Source organism: Marinobacter sp. L-80, assembly GCF_056859395.1.
Window position 1 is genome coordinate 263,869 of the sequence record NZ_JBSXOI010000067.1, and the last position, 17,433, is coordinate 281,301.

The following is a 17,433-nucleotide window of genomic DNA, read 5'->3' on the forward strand; positions in this document are numbered from 1 at the left end:
TTGCTGTGAACAAAAATATATATATCCGATCGATTCGTTCGTTATTTAAGAATGATTGCCGGGTATGGAAACTGGGTCAGGTCCTGTAAGAGTCCAATTGAGACTTCAGTTTTTCCGCTAGTTGCTTCAACGTTTCTGCCGCCTCATTGGTTGATGCGGCGTTCTCCTGGCTGCTACCAGCCATTTGCCGAATGTGCTCAAGGCGCTGGTTGATGTCCTCAGAAACCTGGCTCTGCTGCTCGGCGGCGCTTGCCATTTCAATGTTGGTGTCCCGAATGGTTCGAACGCCCTCGCGCAGTGCCTCGATCGCGTTGCCGGTTTCGCGGATCATGTCGTTGGTTTCAGTTGCTAGCTGACTGCCCACCTCAATAACGTCGGTGACACCGGCAACGCCTTCCTGCAGGTGATTGATCTGGTCCTGGATCTCTTTGATGGACTCCTGGGTCCGACGGGCCAGGTTTCTGACTTCGTCTGACACCACCGCAAAACCTCTGCCGTGTTCTCCGGCTCGCGCTGCCTCAATCGCTGCATTAAGCGCCAGGAGATTAGTCTGTTCCGAAATGTTTTCTATGACGGAAAGAATATTGCCGATGTTATCCGATGCAGCTCTCAGCGAAGCACTGGTTTGCACTGAGCTCTGGTTGTTGTCGAGCTGGCTCTGTATTTTCGCCGTGGTTTTGGCAATGAGCGATTGGCCACTTTCGGCCAGACCATCCGCCTCTTTGGCAATGTTTTCAGCCCTGGAGGCGCTTTCGGCAACAGTTTGAGCGGTTGCTGTCATCTCATTCATGGCGGTTGCAACCTGCTCGGTCTCCTCGGTTTGTTGCGAGACGACGGTGGCGGAGTCTGATGCTATGCCCCTTAGACTCGACGAGGCCTCAAGCAGGCTTTCCGAGGATCTTTTGGTTTCTGAAATTGTAGTTTGTAACCGGTCTAGCAAGCGATCGAAGCCTTGGGCCATGACGTCCAATTCGCTCTTGCCGGTTGCATTGAACCTCACCGTCAGGTCGCCTTCGCCGCTGGCAATGTCGTTGATGGCATCGATCATTTTTTGGAGAGGTCGAGCCACAACCAGTTGTGCCAGGGCACTCAGGCAGCCGATCAGCACCAGTCCGCCGATCAGAATTGCCATGACCGTCTTGATGGTCTGATTGCGAACCATGGCTGCCACTTCGTCTTCCGAGTAGCCGGTGATAATCTGGTACCCCCAGGCATCGAACGCAGTACGTGCAAGGTTCCAGTCTTCCGGCTCAGATTCCAGCAGGTTTTGCAGTGGATCGGACTCAATGGAGCTGGAGTGCATGCGCAGTCGATTCTTGTCGTCCACCAGGGCGAGAAATCCTCTTTCCAGCAGGCTGGATGAGGTGATGTCCGCTTCAAGTTCTTCAAGGTCCGCTGAATAGCCCACATACCAGATGCCGATAATCTGGTTTGAGGCGTTACGGATAGGGCTGTAAGCGGTGAGGTAGGGATTGCCGAGAATATCGACCTGTCCGAAGTAGGCTTCGCCCCGGCTAATGGCCTGCCCGGCCGCGCCCGCCATATTCAGTTTGGTGCCGATGGCACGGGATCCATCGTCTTTCTTTACGTTTGTGGAAACCCTGACAAAGTCCTGTCCATCCCTGACGAATAGAGTGGCTGTGCCGTCCATGATCCCGGTTATGCCATCCACCAGGTCAAAGTTGTTGTTGATCATGGTGTCGCCGAGAAACAGTGCCGGAACGGGTTTGCCTGCGACCGGTTCGGTTCCCTGGATCCTGGCGGCTCCGAGTTGCTGGCCGCGTTCAATGAGCAGATTCAGCGAATTCTTCACCCGTTTTGACATGAGCTCGTCGGTGATGGAGAGCATTCCGGTGATCTCCTCGACAAGATCACTCTGCCTTTCAGCGACATCTGCCGTGATCGTTTTCTGCGTGTTTAAAGCGATCACAACGCTTGCGAGTATTGCGATGACCAGCAGAACAGCGGCAATCGAGACGATGAACAGTTTTCTGATAGACATGCTGATTCCCCAGAATCTATAAGCTTTACGGACTATTGGAGCACGCAAATTACTGCGATCTTTTTTTATATCGGCCGGGATCGATGCTTCCTTAATCATTATTGCGTCATTCGTGAATCATTCCAGAGATTACGACGCATATGTGCTGCCAAAAGAGCGGAAATGTCGCTCGGCAGGCACAGGCCTGGCTGCGGATTTGTAAAACCTTCTTGCAATCACCATATTTCTGCGTCCACGAAATGATCCACCGATGGGGCTCGAGCCTATCGTTCAATGGCCATTGCTGGACGACCCGTGCAAGAAGTGAAAACCGGAAAAGACCGAGGCAAAGAATTGGATTGTGAAAAAAAAGGCGCCTTCCTGGCTAGAAGGAAAAAGCATTCGACCCTGACCGCTGGGGTTTATTACCCGAAACCCGAAGCCATTGCGGCCGACTACTGGGGTGTCTTTGTTGATAATACGCCCTACATACTATTGGTGCCTGACGAAGATCGCAGTGCTCGCGAAAAGGCCGAGCGGCTGGCTGAATCAGCTAACTTCCGAACGTTGCTTGAAGCAACCCTGACAGCCTGTGAGCGGATTGAGGCGAAACCTGTTGATGGCCGCGCTGTGGATTGGGCCGAAAAGCTCACCGTGATCAGCGCCAGTCGCTCCGGAGACGTTGAGACGGGAACAAGAGAAATCGGCGAGATCAGGGCAATCCTGATGCCCGGTTGTCATCAGGCCGTGGCAGACACCCTGTGCATCGACGATACGCTGGCGACTGTGATCGATTCGAAATTTCCGCGAGTTTCGAATTTTGACGATCTTCCAGAACTTTCGGATCGAGACGTGAAAATGTCGCTGGGTAACCTGGAAGCCCGCAAGCATCCACGAGGTGGTCACTAGGGGCAGGTGCTCGCCGGGATTTCCGGAGTTTCCTGGAGGGGAATTGCGCAATCTTCCGGCAATGCGTCGGTCAGCTGCATCAGCAGATCTGTTGTGTGGCTCATCTGCTCGCTGAGTTGACTGTAATCAGTGCTCTGCTGATTCTCTGACTGCTGAGCGGCAAGCTGGTACTGCTTTTCGAGGATCAGGTCCTGCAGGAATCTTATTTGCCGGGCAGTCAGAATTACCGGTCGACTGTTGTCGCTCATTGTTTGGCCTTTTAGTCTGTATTAAATAGAAATGAGGGTAGGCTTACGGTGGTTTGCTTGCTATGGATCTGACGTTCCCGTGTTACATCAATGATCACGCTATTCCAGCATATGTCTCCGTTTTCACGCTGTTTGGGAGTGCCGGTACCACTCAGTCATTTCACAACACCGGATGCTGACTTGATCCGCCACTCGTGCCTCCAGAAGGTCATGGTTTCCGCAGCACCAGGAATCGACCGGGCCAGTCCCTCGACATTTTCAGGCATCATCATTTCCCACAGTGGGTCTGAACTCATCGGAATTCCAATTATTAGGAGTCCTAATTTAAGATAGGGGGTTGGCGCCTGATTTTCCAAGAGGGCGTGGTGAAGTGTAGGAAAAGATTGACGATTTCGATGCCGTTTTATGCCAGGGAAATGCGGTAACGAGTGACGCCAGCTTCTTCTTCTCTGGTCCATTCAATCCGGTGGCCGGTGATATCACAGAGGGCCTGAAGGTCCTTTCGGCCGGTGGGGTCATCCGCCAGGAAATCGACCAGTGTTCCGCCGGGCAGGTCTTTGGTCCGTTTTTTGAAGCGCAGGATGGGGAGAGGACATACCAGACCGACGGCGTCGATCTGGTATACCTCGGACTGATCAGTCAAGGCGAACGCTCTCTGCGCTGGTTTGTTCCGCCGACGACCAGCCAAATTGGTTCAGCACCATTGGTGCAGCCGTGGCAATGAGCAGGGCCGCGATAAAAGCCGAAATCATTACCTTCACGACGAACCTCCTTTGCCTTGTTTGGCTTCAACCTCAGCGACCCACAGATCGTGGTGTTGACGAGCCCATTCGAGATCAACCTGGCCGTTACCCATAGCGTCGAAGGCACCTTCCATGCCGACCGAGCCGATGTAGATGTGGGCAATGATGGCCAGCATCATCACAAACGCCACGATAGAGTGCCAGATGTTGGCATACTGCATCTCTTCGTGCGGCGTCAGCACTGTCGGCAAATCCGTTCCCAAAACAGTGTTCACGACGCCAAACGTCTTGGCAAACATTGGAATTTCAAACGGAAACAACAATGACAGGCCCGACAACGAGACTGAAAAACCCAGCAACATCACGGTCCAGAAAACAATTTTCTGACCGGCGTTGAACTTCCTCGCTGACGGATGGGCGTTGGTGAAGATGCCGCCGCCCACTTTGAGCCACTGCCAATCGAGCTTGTTGGGGATGTTGTGCGCCACCCACATGAAGAAGGTCATCACCAGCCCCAACATAAAGGCCCACGCAATGTTGTTGTGAAGCCATTTGGAGCCGGCAGCCAGAGTGGCAAAGGCCTCGGGCCCCATAACCGGAATGAGGAAACTGCGACCCATCAAGGTGATTAACCCCGTTATAGCTAATGCGACAAACGAGCCCGCCAACAGCCAGTGACCAAATCGTTCGATGGCTTTGAATCGTTCAACCGTGGTGCCCGCAGGGCCGCCTGTGATTTTGATTCTTCCGCGCACAAAATAGAACACTGCCAGTAGCGCAATGATAGCCAGGATTGCACTGCCACCGTAAGTGATGACCGGCCCCTCTCGTAACTTGTACCAGGGTATGCCTCCGTCCTGGATCAGGACGTCAGCGGCAGGCCCCCGGGCCTGGGTACTGGGGTCAATCTTGTTGTATCGAATGGCACGATAGATGTCGGAATCCGAGCGCCCTCCCAGGGTGCCGAGTCGACCACTGATCGGTGCCGCATTGGCAGGATTACCCAGGTTTTCCGAGCGAAAAGACTCGTCAATTTCCAACTGTTTTTGACGAGCCAGGATGTCTTCCAGGGTTTGAGCACCCCCGGTAGACGTGCGATCAACCGCGGGGGCCTCTTGCGCCCAGACAGGATTAAACACCAGTGTCGCCAGTGCAAGGACGACAGCACCTAACAACTTACGCTTCATGCGAGCACCCCAAAAGAATCAAGAAGAAGAGTTCGTTGCCGCCATGAGTTTTGCGGGGCCCGGGGGGCCCCGAAACTCATGGCGGGCTTAAGGGACCTTCTTCCCATAGGCCGTGCCCCATCCCCAGGCGCCGGAACCGAAACCACGGCTCACCACACGCTGGCGATAGATGTCTGCCACCTCGCTGCCATCACCGGCCAGCAGCGCTTTGGTCGAGCACATTTCGGCACAGATTGGCAGCTTGCCCTCGGCAATGCGGTTGCGGCCGTACTTGGTGAACTCAGCTGTTGAATTGTCTTCTTCAGGGCCGCCTGCACAGAACGTGCATTTGTCCATCTTGCCCCGGCTGCCAAAGTTGCCCGCCTGGGGGAACTGAGGCGCACCGAAGGGGCAGGCATAAAAACAATACCCACAACCAATACACAGATCCTTGGAGTGCAACACGATACCGTCTTCGGTCTGGTAGAAGACATCCACAGGGCAAACGGCCATACAAGGCGCGTCTGAACAGTGCATGCAAGCTACCGAGATCGAGCGTTCGCCAGGCTTACCATCTCCGATGGTCACCACGCGCCGGCGGTTGATACCCCAGGGGACTTCATTCTCATTCTTACAGGCCGTTACGCAAGCATTACATTCGATGCAGCGTTCGGCATCGACCAGGAATTTTGCGCGTGCTTTTCCCTCAAGTGCCATGATTTACACCTCTTGTTATGCCGGCATAATCGAACACAGGGTGGCTTTGGTCTCTTGCATCTGCGTGACCGAGTCATACCCGTATGTTTGAACCGTGTTGGTGGATTCGCCCAGAACGATGGGGTCTGCGCCCTTGGGATACTTGTCCCTCAGGTCCTTGCCTTGATAGTGCCCGCCAAAGTGGAATGGCATGAAGGCCACCCCCTCTCCGACACGTTCGGTCACCATGGCCTTGACCTTGATCCGCGCGCCTTCGGGGCCGGAAACCCAGACATCATTGCCGTCACGGATGTTCAGGTTGTTGGCATCGCGTGGGTTAACCTCGATGAACATTTCCTGTTGCAATTCAGCCAGCCAGGGGTTTGAGCGAGTCTCATCACCACCACCCTCATATTCGACCAGACGGCCGGAGGTAAGGATGATCGGGAACTCCTTGCTGAAGTCGTTCTTCTGAATGGACTCGTACAGGGTAGGCACCCGCCAGAAAGTCTTGTCTTCGTATGTCGGGTAATCCTTAACCAAATCACGACGGTTGGTATATAGCGGTTCGCGATGCAGCGGTATCGGATCCGGGAAGTTCCAGACCACGGTGCGGGCCTTGGCATTACCGAAAGGTGCGCACTCGTGCTTGATTGCCACACGTTGAATGCCGCCAGACAGGTCTGTCTTCCAGTTGGTTTCCGGGCCGGCCACGGCTTCAATACTGGCCCGCTCCTCAGCCGTCAGATCGCCATCCCAGCCCAGATCCATTAGCATCTGCATGGTGAATTCCGGGTAGCCGTCCTTGATCTCGGAGTTCTTCGAGTAGACGCCATCTGCCAACAGGCTTTCGCCATCACGCTCGACTCCGAAGCGGGCCCGGAACGTCAGGCCGCCTTCGGAAACCGGCAACGACATGTCGTACAGGTTGGCAGTGCCCGGATGGTTCATCTCCGGTGTGCCCCATGAAGGCCACGGTAAGCCGTAGAAATCACCATCACAAGGTCCACCGACTGCACGCAGCGTAGTCTTGTCGAAGTGGTGCTGATATTTCATGTGCTTCTTGAGGCGCTCAGGGGACTGGCCGGTGTAGCCAATGGTCCACATGCCACGGTTGAACTCGCGGGTGATGTCCTCAATCGACGGTTCGTCTCCATCAATGGCAATGTTGCGGAACATGCGATCGGTGAAGCCGAACTTGTCCGCAAACAGCTTCATGATTTCATGATCGACCTTGGAGTCGAACAGCGGCTCTACTACTTTTTCTCGCCACTGCAGAGAACGGTTCGACGCGGTTACCGAGCCGTAGGTTTCGAACTGGGTGGTCGTGGGCAGCAGGTAGGCACCCTCTTTGCGATCGTGGAGTACGGCAGAAACGGTCGGGAAGGGATCCACTACAACCAACAGGTCGAGCTTTTCCATCGCTTCCTTCATTTCCGTCATACGGGTCTGGGAGTTGGGCGCGTGGCCCCACAGCACCATGGCCCGGGTGTTGTCTGGCTGCTCCAGGTTTTCTTTGGCTTCCAGGACACCGTCAATCCATCGGGATACCGGAATGCCTTTCTCGTTCATCATGGCTTTGGATTTGCCGTTCTTGTCCCACACGGCAAAGCGGCCTTTCAGGTAGTCCAGATCCTCTTCCCAGACTCTTGACCAGTGGGCCCAGGCGCCAGCGGACAGACCATAATAGCCGGGCAGAGTGTCGGCGAGCACGCCCAAGTCGGTAGCACCCTGAACGTTGTCGTGCCCCCGGAAGATGTTGGTGCCACCGCCAGCAACGCCCATGTTGCCCAGTGCCAGTTGGAGAATGCAGTAGGCCCGGGTGTTGTTGTTACCATTGGTGTGCTGGGTACCACCCATGCACCAAATAACGGTACCCGGGCGGTTGTTGACCAGAGTGCGGGCCACACGCTCGAGTTGAGCGCCCGGAGCGCCGGTTACACGCTCGACTTCTTCCGGATTCCAGCGTTTTACTTCCTCACGAATCTCATCCATGCCCCACACCCGGGTGCGGATGAACTCTTTGTCTTCCCAACCGTTTTCGAAAATGTGCCAAAGTATGCCCCAGACCAGCGCAACGTCGGAGCCCGGACGAAAACGGACGAACTCATCGGCGTGCGCGGCAGTGCGTGTGAAACGCGGATCGCAGACGATGAGAGGTGCGTTATTCTCTTCCTTCGCCTTAAGCACATGTAACAGCGAGACCGGGTGCGCTTCGGCAGGGTTACCCCCGATGATGAAGATGGCTTTGGAGTTGTGGATGTCGTTGTAGGAATTGGTCATTGCGCCGTAGCCCCAGGTATTGGCTACGCCGGCGACGGTGGTGGAGTGGCAGATACGAGCCTGGTGGTCCACGTTGTTGGTGCCCCAGTAGGCCGCAAACTTACGGAACAGGTAGGCCTGCTCGTTGTTGAACTTTGCGCTGCCCAGCCAGTAGACCGAATCGGGACCGCTTTGCTCACGAATTTCGAGCATCTTGTCGCCGATTTCGTTGATGGCGGTATCCCAGGAGATTTTCTGCCACTGGCCGTTGACCATCTTCATGGGCGACTTGAGACGACGTTCGCCATGGGCACTCTCCCGTACAGAAGCCCCTTTGGCACAGTGCGCGCCAAGATTGAAGGGGCTGTCCCAACCAGGCTCCTGCCCGATCCATGTTCCATTCTGCACTTCAGCCTCGACCGTGCAGCCTACCGAACAGTGCGTACAAACGGATTTTTTGACGACGACTTCGCCACCCCCGGTCGTTGGGGCCGCAGCTTCAACCCGTCCCGATGACAGCGACAGTGCGGCCAGACCACCCACTGCCACGCCAGACGTTGTCAGGAACTGACGACGGTCCAGAGTCTTGGCAGCGAGAGAAGAAAGCAAAGAGCCTGCACGGGAGCCTTTCGCTACCCCGTTGGTCTTCTTCCTTAACATGTCGTTTACCTCTCTCTTTATTATTCTCGTTTTTTCGGAAAGCTGAATCTCTCAAGGGCCTTTCGCAACCTCGATCAACTCAAATCCCCGTTAAAAGCGAGCCGATTCGAAATACTTACGTGTGTGTTCGGTATCACGTAAACCGCGGCTTTTCGGCGCGTCTTGTCTGACGACCTCCGCTGCGGCGTTCGGTGCAACCGTCATTGCCACCGCAGCCGGTGCTGCAGCAGCGGCCATTTGCAGGAAACGGCGACGGCTGTTTTCACGCTTCGGGTTGTCCATTGGACACCTCCCCCTGGGTTTATGGGACCTTGAGATCCCGGTTACTGAATTGCAAAGGCGTCGGCTTCTACCGCCATGAAGGCTCGACCGAGCGAACCCACTGGTGCGTAAAAAATGGCGCTTTGCGCTTCTTCCAAGTCGGTAAAAAACAAGGCTGCCCACTTTGCCAGGTGGGCATCAAAAAATGCTTTTTGCGACGGCAGTCCGCTGTCGCATGGAAATTCCCCGGTGATGATGCCCGCCATGATTTCGCAGAGGGTGCCGATGTGATCTTCCGGCTCCTTTACGTCGCTGCGGGATTTGATACCGCGGGTCATGAGATCCGTACGCAGCTCCGCCAGGGGCTTCTCATTCAGGAAGCCGGTGAGGTAGTAGCTGGCATAGGGGAGCAGTTCTCCGCGACCGAGTCCGACAAACAGATTGTTGAACTCTCGCTCGGCGTCATACGGGTTGGTGCGTTCGGCGAGGGCTGCCAGGTTTTTGCAGGCCGAACCGAGTGGCGTCTCGTCGCCTTGTAATGAAGCCAGCCCTTTCAGCAATTCACTGGAGGGCGGGTCTACAAGCAGGACGCCAAGCAGCTGATAGATCTGGGCCCTGGCACGATCTTCTTCAGAGATCGAACGCGGGCACTGGATTTCCGCAGTGTTACTCAATTCCTGTTCCTTCTAATTATTATGTGCGGCCTGTCACGCTATTCTAGTACACAATCCAGAATATTGGCCTGACCGACCTTTAACTTGCTAATAGCTGAAACGTATTCTGCTAATAGTCAAAACGCATACGAGGACGGAATCGTGGTTCCGGCTCCTCTTCCGAGTAGGTCGCCTCTTCTTGGGCAAGCTGCTGCTCGGGAAGTTCCGTCGGCGTTGCCATATCTTCCAGTTCGGGACTGTCCTCAGAATCCGGTTCCTCGGCGGTTGTGGAATCAGGCCCTGCCAACGACGAGACTGCCTGCTTTTCCGACTGATCGTCCACGACGTCCGCGGCTTTTTTGGCTTTGTCGACGAGCCCCTCTCCAACCTTGTATAAAGTTTTCACTGTCTGTCCGGCCGTCGAGGCCAGTGTGTAGTCCTCATCGTAATCATTGAGGCCGTCCAGAACGGCCAGTACCGGGTTGGATTTCCAGAGTCCCCTCAGGGCCTTGCGGCGGAGGAACTCCGGAATTTCCTTGCGCATGAAACCGGTGATGTCCGTACCCAGCTCAATGTTTTCCGGGTCAGGCAGGCCATACTTCTCTAGCAGCTCGTGTTCCGGCAATGCTTCATTGATTGCCAGTTCCTGCTCCTCCGGGGCTGGCTCAGCCTCGATAACCGGAGGAGGGGATGGTTCCGGGCGCTTGGCGGCTTCGGCCTTCTTGCGAGCCCAGCGCTGAAGACGTGATTCGGCCATCACTGAATTCTCGGCTTTTTGATGTTCGAGGGAGCACGAAAAACGTCACTTTCCTGACGTATGCGCGGGTCGCCCTTGGCGTCCTCAACGCCATCCACGCGGACTTCGTCGCGACGACGTTTTTTGAACGGCTCCTCGATATAGTGCATATCGATAAACTCTTTTATCCAGGCTGCAAGGGATTCAGGAATAGGAACCGCCTCGACAATGCTTTCGCCACTGTCGAGGGCATCCAGAGCCTCATGGGCGCTGGCTGTGACGGTGCTGACAACCCACCCGGACGGCGACTGGCTCGTTACATCTTTGTCCAGGATGATCCAGACCGAAGGGGCAGCCATGTTCAGGGAGACCAGATAGCCTTCAACATCGGCCCGGAACAGCTCCATCGTAACCGTGCCCGCGTGGTAATCGACCACGTCGCCCTCGCGAACCAATTCTTTCCAGAATGCATCAGGTGCACCAGGTATGACGGCAACCGGCTTCCAGATTTCTTTTACCCAGCGAGTGACGCCCGGGGATCGACGAACGACAGCGCCAACCCTCAGCTCGCGTTTCCACTGTTCTGTACGACTACTCATGGTGCTTCTCATTTTTTGTTATAGCGTAAAACTAGCAGGGCCCAAAAGATTATCCAATTGTCCAAAAGATAATGCCTGTGGCATGCTCGAAAAGCGATACGTAAGCGTATACGTATAAAAACAACGAAAGAGTCAATTTCCTGATGACGGCACATAAGACCTTATTACTATGTAGCTGCGACAAATCACAGACCTTCGATTCAGAGGCCCTGCGCAAAGCCGCGGCCGCGGATCAGGTCATCGCAGTGGATCAACTGTGCGGCAACGAAATGAGTATTGCCGCCGAGCACCTGGGCGCCAGCAGTGACGTGCTTATTGCCTGTGGCCAGCAGGCGGCTTTTTTCGAGCGCCTTGCGGAGGACGTTTACGCCGAGACCCAGCACTCAGCGCCGCTCCAATCCATTGATATCCGGGATCGCGCCGGCTGGAGTGCCCCCGACGCGAAGCCCGAACGGTTGCACGCCAAGCAGGCCGCCCTGGTTGCCGCTGCCCAGCTGCCGGCACCAATGGCGCCGGCAAAAACCATCCAGTCCAGCGGCGTGTGCTGCATTGTGGGTCCCACCGAACAGGCCATAAGGATGGCCGGACTGGTGCAGGACGAACTGGGCGTGACCTGCATTGTTAATGATGCCGGCCCGATCCAGCTGCCATCTGCTGCCTACGACGTGGCCAAAGGGCAGTTGACGGGCGCCTACGGCGCACTGGGCAATTTCAAGCTGGAATTTGCGCACCTGCAACCCCTGCATCCGGCCGGTCGCGGTAAGCTGGGTTATGAGGCAGCCAAGCCCACCGCCCGCAGCGAATGCGACGTGTTCATCGATCTGCGTGGCGGTGCCCCGGCATTTCCCAGCCACGAGAAGCGCAACGGTTACTTCTGGGCCGACCCGAAGAAGACCGGCGAGCTGGAGCGCATTGCCCTGACGGCCAGGGAAATGGTGGGTGAGTTCGAAAAAACCGTGTACTTCAGGCTCGAAGAGTCGCTCTGCGCGCACTCCCGGGCCAACAAGCCCGGTTGTACCCGTTGCCTGGATGTATGCCCGACGGAAGCCATTTTCTCCTTTGGCGACCATATTCAGATCGATTCGGACATTTGCGCCGGCTGTGGCTCCTGCGCCGCCGTTTGTCCCACCTCTGCGGTGACCATGAATGAGACGCCATTCGAGGCGATCACCAAGGCTGTTGAAGTGATGGCCAAGGTCTATCGCGAGCATACTCACGAATCGCCACGCCTGGTGTTCCATACCCTGGAGGCTGGCACAGAGGCCATTGCCAACCTGGCCCGCTACGATAATGGCCTCGCGGATGATCTGATCCCGATGGGGCTCGAGCATGTCGACCGGATTGGGCACGCTGAAATCATGGCGGCGTTCGGCGCCGGCTACGCCGAGGTTCTGATCCTTGCGGACAATGAGCTGGATCGCCGGGCGGTGACTGCGGAAGTGGAACTGGCCCAGGCCATGCTCAAAGGCACCCACAACTCGCCGAGCCGGGTGCGGGTCATTTCCGCCATCGAACTCTGCGATGCGGGTGACAATGCCGGGCGAGTGAGCGATCCGGTTCTGCTGGTTGGCGGTCGCCGGGATATCACACGGGTGACAGTGGCTGCGATGTCGGACAAGATCGAAGAGCCGATTCCGCTCCCTGTAGGCGCGCCATACGGTGCGATCGAAATTGATTCCGATAAATGCACGCTCTGCCTTGCCTGTGTATCACTCTGCCCGACGGGCGCCCTTGGTGACCACCCGGATCGCCCCGAGGTCCAGTTCACGGAAAACGCCTGTGTCCAGTGTGGTATCTGCGAGAGTACCTGCCCTGAGACCGCCATCACCCTGAAGCCCCAGCTGGATGTGTCCAAGGCGGCGCTGAGTGCCCGGGCATTGCACGGTGAGGAGCCATTCGAATGCATCAAGTGCGGAACCCCGTTCGGCGTTGCCAGCACCATTAACCGGATCGTCGAGAAACTGGAAAACCAGCACTGGATGTACAAGAACTCTGATAACGTGCAGCTGATCAAGATGTGCGACGACTGTCGGGTCAAATCCCAGTTCCATGGTGACAACGCACCCATGGCGGCCGGTGAACGCCCCAGGGTCCGCACCAGTGATGATTATCTGGACAGCTAAAAACAACAGGACACATCATGGTTGAGTACACCGAAGTAGGAAAAAAACCGAACCTGATCGGAACCGACGCTCCCCGGCCTCAGGACAAAAACCCCAGGGGCGTTGATCGGATCATCGCCATCGCCTCGGGCAAGGGTGGCGTTGGCAAATCCACCGTGTCGTCCAACCTGGCGGTTGCCCTGGCCTCGAAAGGTCTCAAGGTCGGCCTGCTGGACGCCGACGTCTACGGCCCGAGCCAGCCCCGCATGCTGGGGGTTTCCGGTCGGCCGTCCAGCCCGGATGGAAGCACCATCCTGCCGCTGAGAAACCACGGCGTAACGCTGATGTCCCTGGGCCTGATGGCCCCGGAAGACGAAGCCATCGTCTGGCGCGGGCCGATGCTGATGGGCGCCCTGCAACAGATGATGAACCAGGTGGAATGGGGACGGCTGGATGTGCTGCTGGTGGATCTGCCGCCGGGCACGGGCGATGTCCAGATGACCCTGAGCCAGAAGTTCTTTGTTGCAGGAGCGGTTATCGTCTCGACGCCCCAGGACATCGCCCTGATGGATGCCCGCAAGGGTATTGATATGTTCAAGCGGATGGATGTGCCGCTGTTCGGGTTGATTGAAAACATGGCCTCGTTTATCTGCGATGGCTGCGGCAAAGAGCACCATCCGTTCGGACACGGTGGCGCGCGGGCGGAAGCCGAGAAACTCGGTTCGCCGTTCCTGGGAGAGATTCCGCTGGATCTCGATATCCGGGTGGGATCGGATGGCGGAGTGCCGATTGTGGTATCCAAGCCGGATAGTCCCCAGGCGCAAGCGTTCCAGCGCATCGCCGATGAAATTGTTGCCTCTGACGTCTACGCCCGGGCCATCCAATGATCGATACACCCCAGTTCCCACCGTTACTGACCGGGGAGGTGGTACCCAGGCACACCGACCCTTTTGACAAGGCCGTGAGCCGGGCCATTGCGGGCGTTGACTCCGGCACGGTGTTCTACTCCGAGCAAGGCGACAGCCTGCGTGCGGCCCTGGTGCTGGCGCCGGAAACACCCCTGGAAGAGGCCATTCAGGCGGTCTATGTCGCCCAGATAGGTCTGGCCGAGAGTCTGGGTGCTCTGGCCCCGCCCGAAGTCCCCGTACACTTTGTATGGCCCGACCGCATCAAGGTCAACGGAGCTGTCTGCGGAATCGTCCGGTTTGCTGCGGACGTGTCTGATCCGAAAGCGCATCCTAACTGGTTGGTCATTGGCGTTGAGGTGCCCTTTATCCCGATGACCGACGAGCCGGGAGAAAATCCGAACGAAACCTGTCTGTACGAAGAAGGCTGCGTTGAAATCACGCCCATGGCCCTGTTGGAAAGCTGGTCCAAACACACGCTGTTGTGGCTGACCTACTTTATGGACAGTGGCTTCGAGCGGGTGCACAACGAATGGCGGCCCCGCTGTGACACGTTGGGCAAGACAATCGAACGGCCCCGGCCCGGACTTTTTGTTGGCCTGGATGAGAAAGGCCGGATGCTGTTGCGTCAGGATGTGATGACCGAGACATTGAGCTTGATTGAATTCGCGGAGCACGTATGAAGCTGGCCCGAACCCTGCAATTGGATATATCGGACGAGAACGTATTTGAAAAGCCTGCGCCCAGCGGCGAATGGGCGATCTCCGGTGGCTTCGAGTTTTCCAACTGGACCGAAGCAGACCTGAAAGGGAAAGCCCGCCAGGCGTTCACTAATGGCTGGTACAGCATTGAGTCTGGCGGCCGCGCCAGTTTCGTGGGTGTATGCAATATCACCGAGCCGGAACTGGAGCAGGTGCGACGAACCCTCGCCCAGACATTTGTTGACCATTATGGCGCGCCGAGTATTGATGCTGCCTATCCGGTGGCCTGTGCAGAAATCGATCAGATGCGCAACATGTGTGAAGACTTCGAGGACAACACCTTGCTGATGGTCAGCCGCACGCTGACCGAGCTGGGTGTCGAGGAAACCTACCGTTCCCGGGGGCCGCAGGATGCTTCACTGGAGGCCTTTGCGGTGCACGGCAGCGTTGACTGATTACAGCCCGAAGCTGCCGTAGGGAATAAACCGCACGGGGGTGCCCGGCTCTATCTGCTGGGCGCTTTCATCCAGTTCCACCAGTCCGTCGGACCAGGCCAGGCCGGTCACCCGGCCGGAGCCTTCCGAACCGAACACCTCAACCTGCCCATCCCGAACCCGTGCCCGCAGCATCTCGCTGCGCCCGGGTTTTTTGTTCTTGGAAAAATTGGCCGGCATCACATAGGCCTGTGGCTCAAACCATTCCGCGCCTGCCAACAACGCCATGGCCGGAGCACCAAACCGCAGGGCACAGACCCAGGCGGCCACCGGATTACCCGGCAGCCCAACGACCGGCGTGCCCTGGAACATGGCGAGCGCCAGAGGCCGGCCGGGTTTAATGGCGATGCGCCAGTTGCTGATGTCGCCATGGGCTTTCAGTGTTTTTGACACGTGGTCTTCGTCGCCGGCAGACACGCCACCGCTGGTCAGGATCAGGTCGCAGTGTTCCGCGCCGCGCTCAAGCGCTGCTTTCACCTCTTCGGCCCGGTCCAGCGCATGGCCTAGATCCACGAGCTCGTAGCCCAGTTGCGAAACCAGGGCGCTGAGCATAGGGCGGTTGGCGTCGTAAATCTGCCAGTCGGTAACAGTTGCCCCGACCGGTTTCACTTCATCACCAGTGGACAGCACACCAACTCGCAGTCGTTGATAGATGTCGACGGATTCCACGCCCACGCTGGCTAGTACCGAAATCTGGGTCGGGCTCAGGCGGGTTCCGGTTGTGAGGATCTTGTCCTTTGCCTTTATGTCTTCTCCGGCTTTGCGGGCATTGGCGCCTGCTTTTAGCGTGCCGTTCAGGTGCAGATGGCCATCCGCGACATCGCAGTCTTCTTCCAGAACCACGGTATCTGTGCCGGCTGGAATGACCGCTCCGGTCAGAATCCGGATTGCGTGGCCTTCGGGCACCTGGCCTGTGTATGGCTCACCGGCGGCACTGCGACCTTCGACCAGGGGTAGGGTGCAGGGCACGTCCGTCACCGGTCCGGCCAGGGCATAGCCGTCGACGGCGGAATTGTTGCTTGGGGGATGAGCCCGGGGCGCATGGACATCGTTTGCCAGGATGCGGCCGTTTACCTGGGAGAGGGGAACGGCGCGCTCAATCTCCACCACAGGATGTAACCGTGAACGCAAACGCTCAAGGGCCTCTTCAACCGGGGTCCAGTTGACGCCGGGGGGTAGGGCAAAGCAGTCGTTGCGAAGCGGTTTCATGGATCTTCGGCTCCTGGTTGGGCTGTTCAGGCTGGCTGACGGTTGAGAATAAAATCAGCGATGGCGGGGATATCGTTGATGTCGAACACGGGTCCCGAGAACTCGGCAGCGTAGTCCGACGCCACGGCAACAATGCTCGGATCCTCGGTGAACAGCGGTGACCGCGAACCCTCCCGCCGGTGCACCTCGATCTTGGCGTGGGAGTGGGTCTTGAAACCCTCCACCACCACCCAGTCGCAGGGGCCCAGCCGGGACAGTAATTCGTCCAGCGTTGGCTCTGTTGCCCCCCGGAGTTCGTGCATGATCGCGAAGCGCTGACCACCGGCCAGTATGACCTCACGGGCACCGGCGTACCGGTGCTTGTAGCTGTCTGTTCCGGGCTGATCCACATCCACCATGTGGTGGGCATGCTTGATCGAGTTGACCGTTAGCCCTCTGCTGGAGAGCTCCCGAATCAGAGCCGCGGCCAGTGTGGTCTTTCCGGAGTTTTTCCAACCTACGATGCCTATTACGTTCACTTCAGGTGCTGCTCCGCCCAGGCCAGATCGTCCGGCGTATTGATGTTGAAAAAGTCGCCCTCGTCGAACACTACCAGGGTTTCGCCCTGGGCCTGTGTCCACTGGCGGATCTTGCGCACGCCATCGTTCAGGGCGGCTCGCAGATCATGCCGCAAAGCGACCTGCCAGCGGCCGAAGGTCGGCTGGGGCAGCCGGCCCCGTTCGGGGTCCGGCGTGGCCGCCAGCACCACCGGGGTGTCATGTTCAGCCAGCCTGACAGCCAGATCCCTGGGAAAGGACGGAGTATCGGCCGCAACGCTGATCAGCCAGTCATGGCCCTGTTCGGCGGCCCAGTCCATGCCCGCGAGCACGCCTGCCAGCGGCCCCGGAAAACCCTCGATGGAATCGGCCACTACCGGCAACCCCAGGTCGTCAAACCGGCTTGAATCGCCGTTGGCATTCAACACCACGGCGTCGACCTGAGGCGTGATCCGCTCAATTACCCGCTGGATCAGTGACTGGTCGCCGAGCATGAGCCGGCCTTTGTCGCCGCCGCCCATGCGGTTTGCCTGGCCGCCCGCCAGGATGACTGCACAATCAGTCATGCAGTG

General features: G+C 57.4%; 20 protein-coding genes. 5 read left to right on the forward strand and 15 right to left on the reverse strand.

The features are described from left to right. Positions 1-76 precede the first annotated feature (76 nt). A complete protein-coding gene (locus AC13E3_RS12140; RefSeq protein ID WP_405418081.1) occupies positions 77-2,002 on the reverse strand; it encodes a methyl-accepting chemotaxis protein in 1,926 nt (641 codons plus the stop codon). A gap of 294 nt (positions 2,003-2,296) precedes the next feature. Between AC13E3_RS12140 and AC13E3_RS12145 the strand changes: the two genes are divergently transcribed. Then, the gene (locus AC13E3_RS12145) at positions 2,297-2,890 is read left to right on the forward strand and encodes a hypothetical protein (protein ID WP_100169531.1); all 594 of its coding nucleotides are present in this window, start codon (positions 2,297-2,299) and stop codon (positions 2,888-2,890) included. Here the strand turns inward: AC13E3_RS12145 and AC13E3_RS12150 are convergent. The 11 genes from AC13E3_RS12150 to AC13E3_RS12200 form a co-directional block, all read right to left on the reverse strand. Next, positions 2,887-3,138 carry a hypothetical protein gene (locus AC13E3_RS12150; RefSeq protein WP_008177267.1) on the reverse strand — a complete coding sequence of 84 codons (252 nt, stop codon included), beginning with the start codon at positions 3,136-3,138 and terminating at the stop codon, positions 2,887-2,889. The genes AC13E3_RS12145 and AC13E3_RS12150 overlap by 4 nt on opposite strands. Before the next feature lie 155 nt (positions 3,139-3,293). Further along, positions 3,294-3,434, reverse strand: a complete 141-nt coding sequence (locus tag AC13E3_RS12155; RefSeq protein ID WP_008177269.1) for a hypothetical protein — start codon at positions 3,432-3,434, stop codon at positions 3,294-3,296. A gap of 107 nt (positions 3,435-3,541) precedes the next feature. Then, positions 3,542-3,781, reverse strand: a complete 240-nt coding sequence (locus tag AC13E3_RS12160) for a sulfurtransferase TusA family protein (RefSeq protein WP_053113861.1) — start codon at positions 3,779-3,781, stop codon at positions 3,542-3,544. Next, a complete protein-coding gene (locus AC13E3_RS12165; protein ID WP_264752631.1) occupies positions 3,774-3,899 on the reverse strand; it encodes a hypothetical protein in 126 nt (41 codons plus the stop codon). The genes AC13E3_RS12160 and AC13E3_RS12165 overlap by 8 nt, the downstream gene beginning before the upstream one ends. Then, positions 3,896-5,068, reverse strand: coding sequence for a formate dehydrogenase subunit gamma (locus tag AC13E3_RS12170; protein WP_008177275.1), 1,173 nt, complete (start codon positions 5,066-5,068; stop codon positions 3,896-3,898). Before AC13E3_RS12170 ends, AC13E3_RS12165 begins: the two co-directional genes overlap by 4 nt. Positions 5,069-5,155: 87 nt before the next feature. Then, positions 5,156-5,764 carry a formate dehydrogenase FDH3 subunit beta gene (fdh3B, locus tag AC13E3_RS12175; RefSeq protein WP_008177277.1) on the reverse strand — a complete coding sequence of 203 codons (609 nt, stop codon included), beginning with the start codon at positions 5,762-5,764 and terminating at the stop codon, positions 5,156-5,158. 15 nt (positions 5,765-5,779) lie between these two features. Beyond that, positions 5,780-8,665 carry a formate dehydrogenase subunit alpha gene (locus AC13E3_RS12180; RefSeq protein ID WP_405418087.1) on the reverse strand — a complete coding sequence of 962 codons (2,886 nt, stop codon included), beginning with the start codon at positions 8,663-8,665 and terminating at the stop codon, positions 5,780-5,782. Positions 8,666-8,755: 90 nt separating this feature from the next. Then, positions 8,756-8,947: a twin-arginine translocation signal domain-containing protein gene (locus AC13E3_RS12185; protein ID WP_008177284.1), complete on the reverse strand. Its 192-nt coding sequence runs from the start codon at positions 8,945-8,947 to the stop codon at positions 8,756-8,758. Positions 8,948-8,988: 41 nt separating this feature from the next. Then, the gene (locus tag AC13E3_RS12190; protein ID WP_008177286.1) at positions 8,989-9,600 is read right to left on the reverse strand and encodes a TorD/DmsD family molecular chaperone; all 612 of its coding nucleotides are present in this window, start codon (positions 9,598-9,600) and stop codon (positions 8,989-8,991) included. 109 nt (positions 9,601-9,709) lie between these two features. Beyond that, on the reverse strand, positions 9,710-10,336 hold the full coding sequence (locus tag AC13E3_RS12195) for a DUF3306 domain-containing protein (RefSeq protein WP_014579229.1): 627 nt from the start codon (positions 10,334-10,336) through the stop codon (positions 9,710-9,712). Further along, on the reverse strand, positions 10,336-10,914 hold the full coding sequence (locus AC13E3_RS12200) for a DUF3305 domain-containing protein (RefSeq protein WP_482902064.1): 579 nt from the start codon (positions 10,912-10,914) through the stop codon (positions 10,336-10,338). Before AC13E3_RS12200 ends, AC13E3_RS12195 begins: the two co-directional genes overlap by 1 nt. 143 nt (positions 10,915-11,057) lie before the next feature. Here AC13E3_RS12200 and AC13E3_RS12205 point away from each other — a divergent pair, with 143 nt between their 5' ends. The 4 genes from AC13E3_RS12205 to AC13E3_RS12220 are packed head-to-tail and all read left to right on the forward strand — an operon-like array spanning position 11,058 to position 15,077. Next, on the forward strand, positions 11,058-13,037 hold the full coding sequence (locus tag AC13E3_RS12205) for a 4Fe-4S binding protein (protein ID WP_482902065.1): 1,980 nt from the start codon (positions 11,058-11,060) through the stop codon (positions 13,035-13,037). Between the two features lie 17 nt (positions 13,038-13,054). Continuing rightward, the gene (locus AC13E3_RS12210) at positions 13,055-13,903 is read left to right on the forward strand and encodes an Mrp/NBP35 family ATP-binding protein (RefSeq protein WP_008177290.1); all 849 of its coding nucleotides are present in this window, start codon (positions 13,055-13,057) and stop codon (positions 13,901-13,903) included. After that, positions 13,900-14,604 (forward strand): biotin/lipoate--protein ligase family protein, encoded by a 705-nt coding sequence (locus AC13E3_RS12215; protein WP_482902066.1) that lies wholly within the window; start codon positions 13,900-13,902, stop codon positions 14,602-14,604. Before AC13E3_RS12210 ends, AC13E3_RS12215 begins: the two co-directional genes overlap by 4 nt. Beyond that, entirely contained in the window at positions 14,601-15,077 is a 477-nt protein-coding gene (locus AC13E3_RS12220) for a DUF6505 family protein (protein WP_008177294.1), read from the forward strand. Before AC13E3_RS12215 ends, AC13E3_RS12220 begins: the two co-directional genes overlap by 4 nt. Here AC13E3_RS12220 and AC13E3_RS12225 read toward each other — a convergent pair whose 3' ends face one another. The 3 genes from AC13E3_RS12225 to mobA are packed head-to-tail and all read right to left on the reverse strand — an operon-like array spanning position 15,078 to position 17,427. Beyond that, positions 15,078-16,325 (reverse strand): molybdopterin-binding protein, encoded by a 1,248-nt coding sequence (locus tag AC13E3_RS12225; protein ID WP_053113871.1) that lies wholly within the window; start codon positions 16,323-16,325, stop codon positions 15,078-15,080. A gap of 26 nt (positions 16,326-16,351) precedes the next feature. Then, complete coding sequence (gene mobB, locus AC13E3_RS12230) at positions 16,352-16,843, reverse strand: molybdopterin-guanine dinucleotide biosynthesis protein B (protein WP_405418094.1); 492 nt, start codon at positions 16,841-16,843, stop codon at positions 16,352-16,354. Continuing rightward, positions 16,840-17,427: a molybdenum cofactor guanylyltransferase MobA gene (gene mobA, locus AC13E3_RS12235; RefSeq protein WP_008177304.1), complete on the reverse strand. Its 588-nt coding sequence runs from the start codon at positions 17,425-17,427 to the stop codon at positions 16,840-16,842. The genes mobB and mobA overlap by 4 nt, the downstream gene beginning before the upstream one ends. Positions 17,428-17,433 lie beyond the last annotated feature (6 nt).

Excerpts from the sequence above, each read along its gene's own strand:
- AC13E3_RS12185 (WP_008177284.1), bottom strand. The coding sequence starts at position 8,947 with ATGGACAACCCGAAGCGTGAAAACAGCCGTCGCCGTTTCCTGCAAATG.
- mobA (WP_008177304.1), bottom strand. The coding sequence starts at position 17,427 with ATGACTGATTGTGCAGTCATCCTGGCGGGCGGCCAGGCAAACCGCATG.
- AC13E3_RS12200 (WP_482902064.1), bottom strand. The coding sequence starts at position 10,914 with ATGAGTAGTCGTACAGAACAGTGGAAACGCGAGCTGAGGGTTGGCGCT.
- AC13E3_RS12180 (WP_405418087.1), bottom strand. The coding sequence starts at position 8,665 with ATGTTAAGGAAGAAGACCAACGGGGTAGCGAAAGGCTCCCGTGCAGGC.
- AC13E3_RS12170 (WP_008177275.1), bottom strand. The coding sequence starts at position 5,068 with ATGAAGCGTAAGTTGTTAGGTGCTGTCGTCCTTGCACTGGCGACACTG.
- AC13E3_RS12195 (WP_014579229.1), bottom strand. The coding sequence starts at position 10,336 with ATGGCCGAATCACGTCTTCAGCGCTGGGCTCGCAAGAAGGCCGAAGCC.
- AC13E3_RS12205 (WP_482902065.1), top strand. The coding sequence starts at position 11,058 with ATGACGGCACATAAGACCTTATTACTATGTAGCTGCGACAAATCACAG.
- AC13E3_RS12155 (WP_008177269.1), bottom strand. The coding sequence starts at position 3,434 with ATGAGTTCAGACCCACTGTGGGAAATGATGATGCCTGAAAATGTCGAG.
- AC13E3_RS12140 (WP_405418081.1), bottom strand. The coding sequence starts at position 2,002 with ATGTCTATCAGAAAACTGTTCATCGTCTCGATTGCCGCTGTTCTGCTG.
- AC13E3_RS12225 (WP_053113871.1), bottom strand. The coding sequence starts at position 16,325 with ATGAAACCGCTTCGCAACGACTGCTTTGCCCTACCCCCCGGCGTCAAC.
- AC13E3_RS12215 (WP_482902066.1), top strand. The coding sequence starts at position 13,900 with ATGATCGATACACCCCAGTTCCCACCGTTACTGACCGGGGAGGTGGTA.
- AC13E3_RS12220 (WP_008177294.1), top strand. The coding sequence starts at position 14,601 with ATGAAGCTGGCCCGAACCCTGCAATTGGATATATCGGACGAGAACGTA.
- fdh3B (WP_008177277.1), bottom strand. The coding sequence starts at position 5,764 with ATGGCACTTGAGGGAAAAGCACGCGCAAAATTCCTGGTCGATGCCGAA.
- AC13E3_RS12210 (WP_008177290.1), top strand. The coding sequence starts at position 13,055 with ATGGTTGAGTACACCGAAGTAGGAAAAAAACCGAACCTGATCGGAACC.
- AC13E3_RS12150 (WP_008177267.1), bottom strand. The coding sequence starts at position 3,138 with ATGAGCGACAACAGTCGACCGGTAATTCTGACTGCCCGGCAAATAAGA.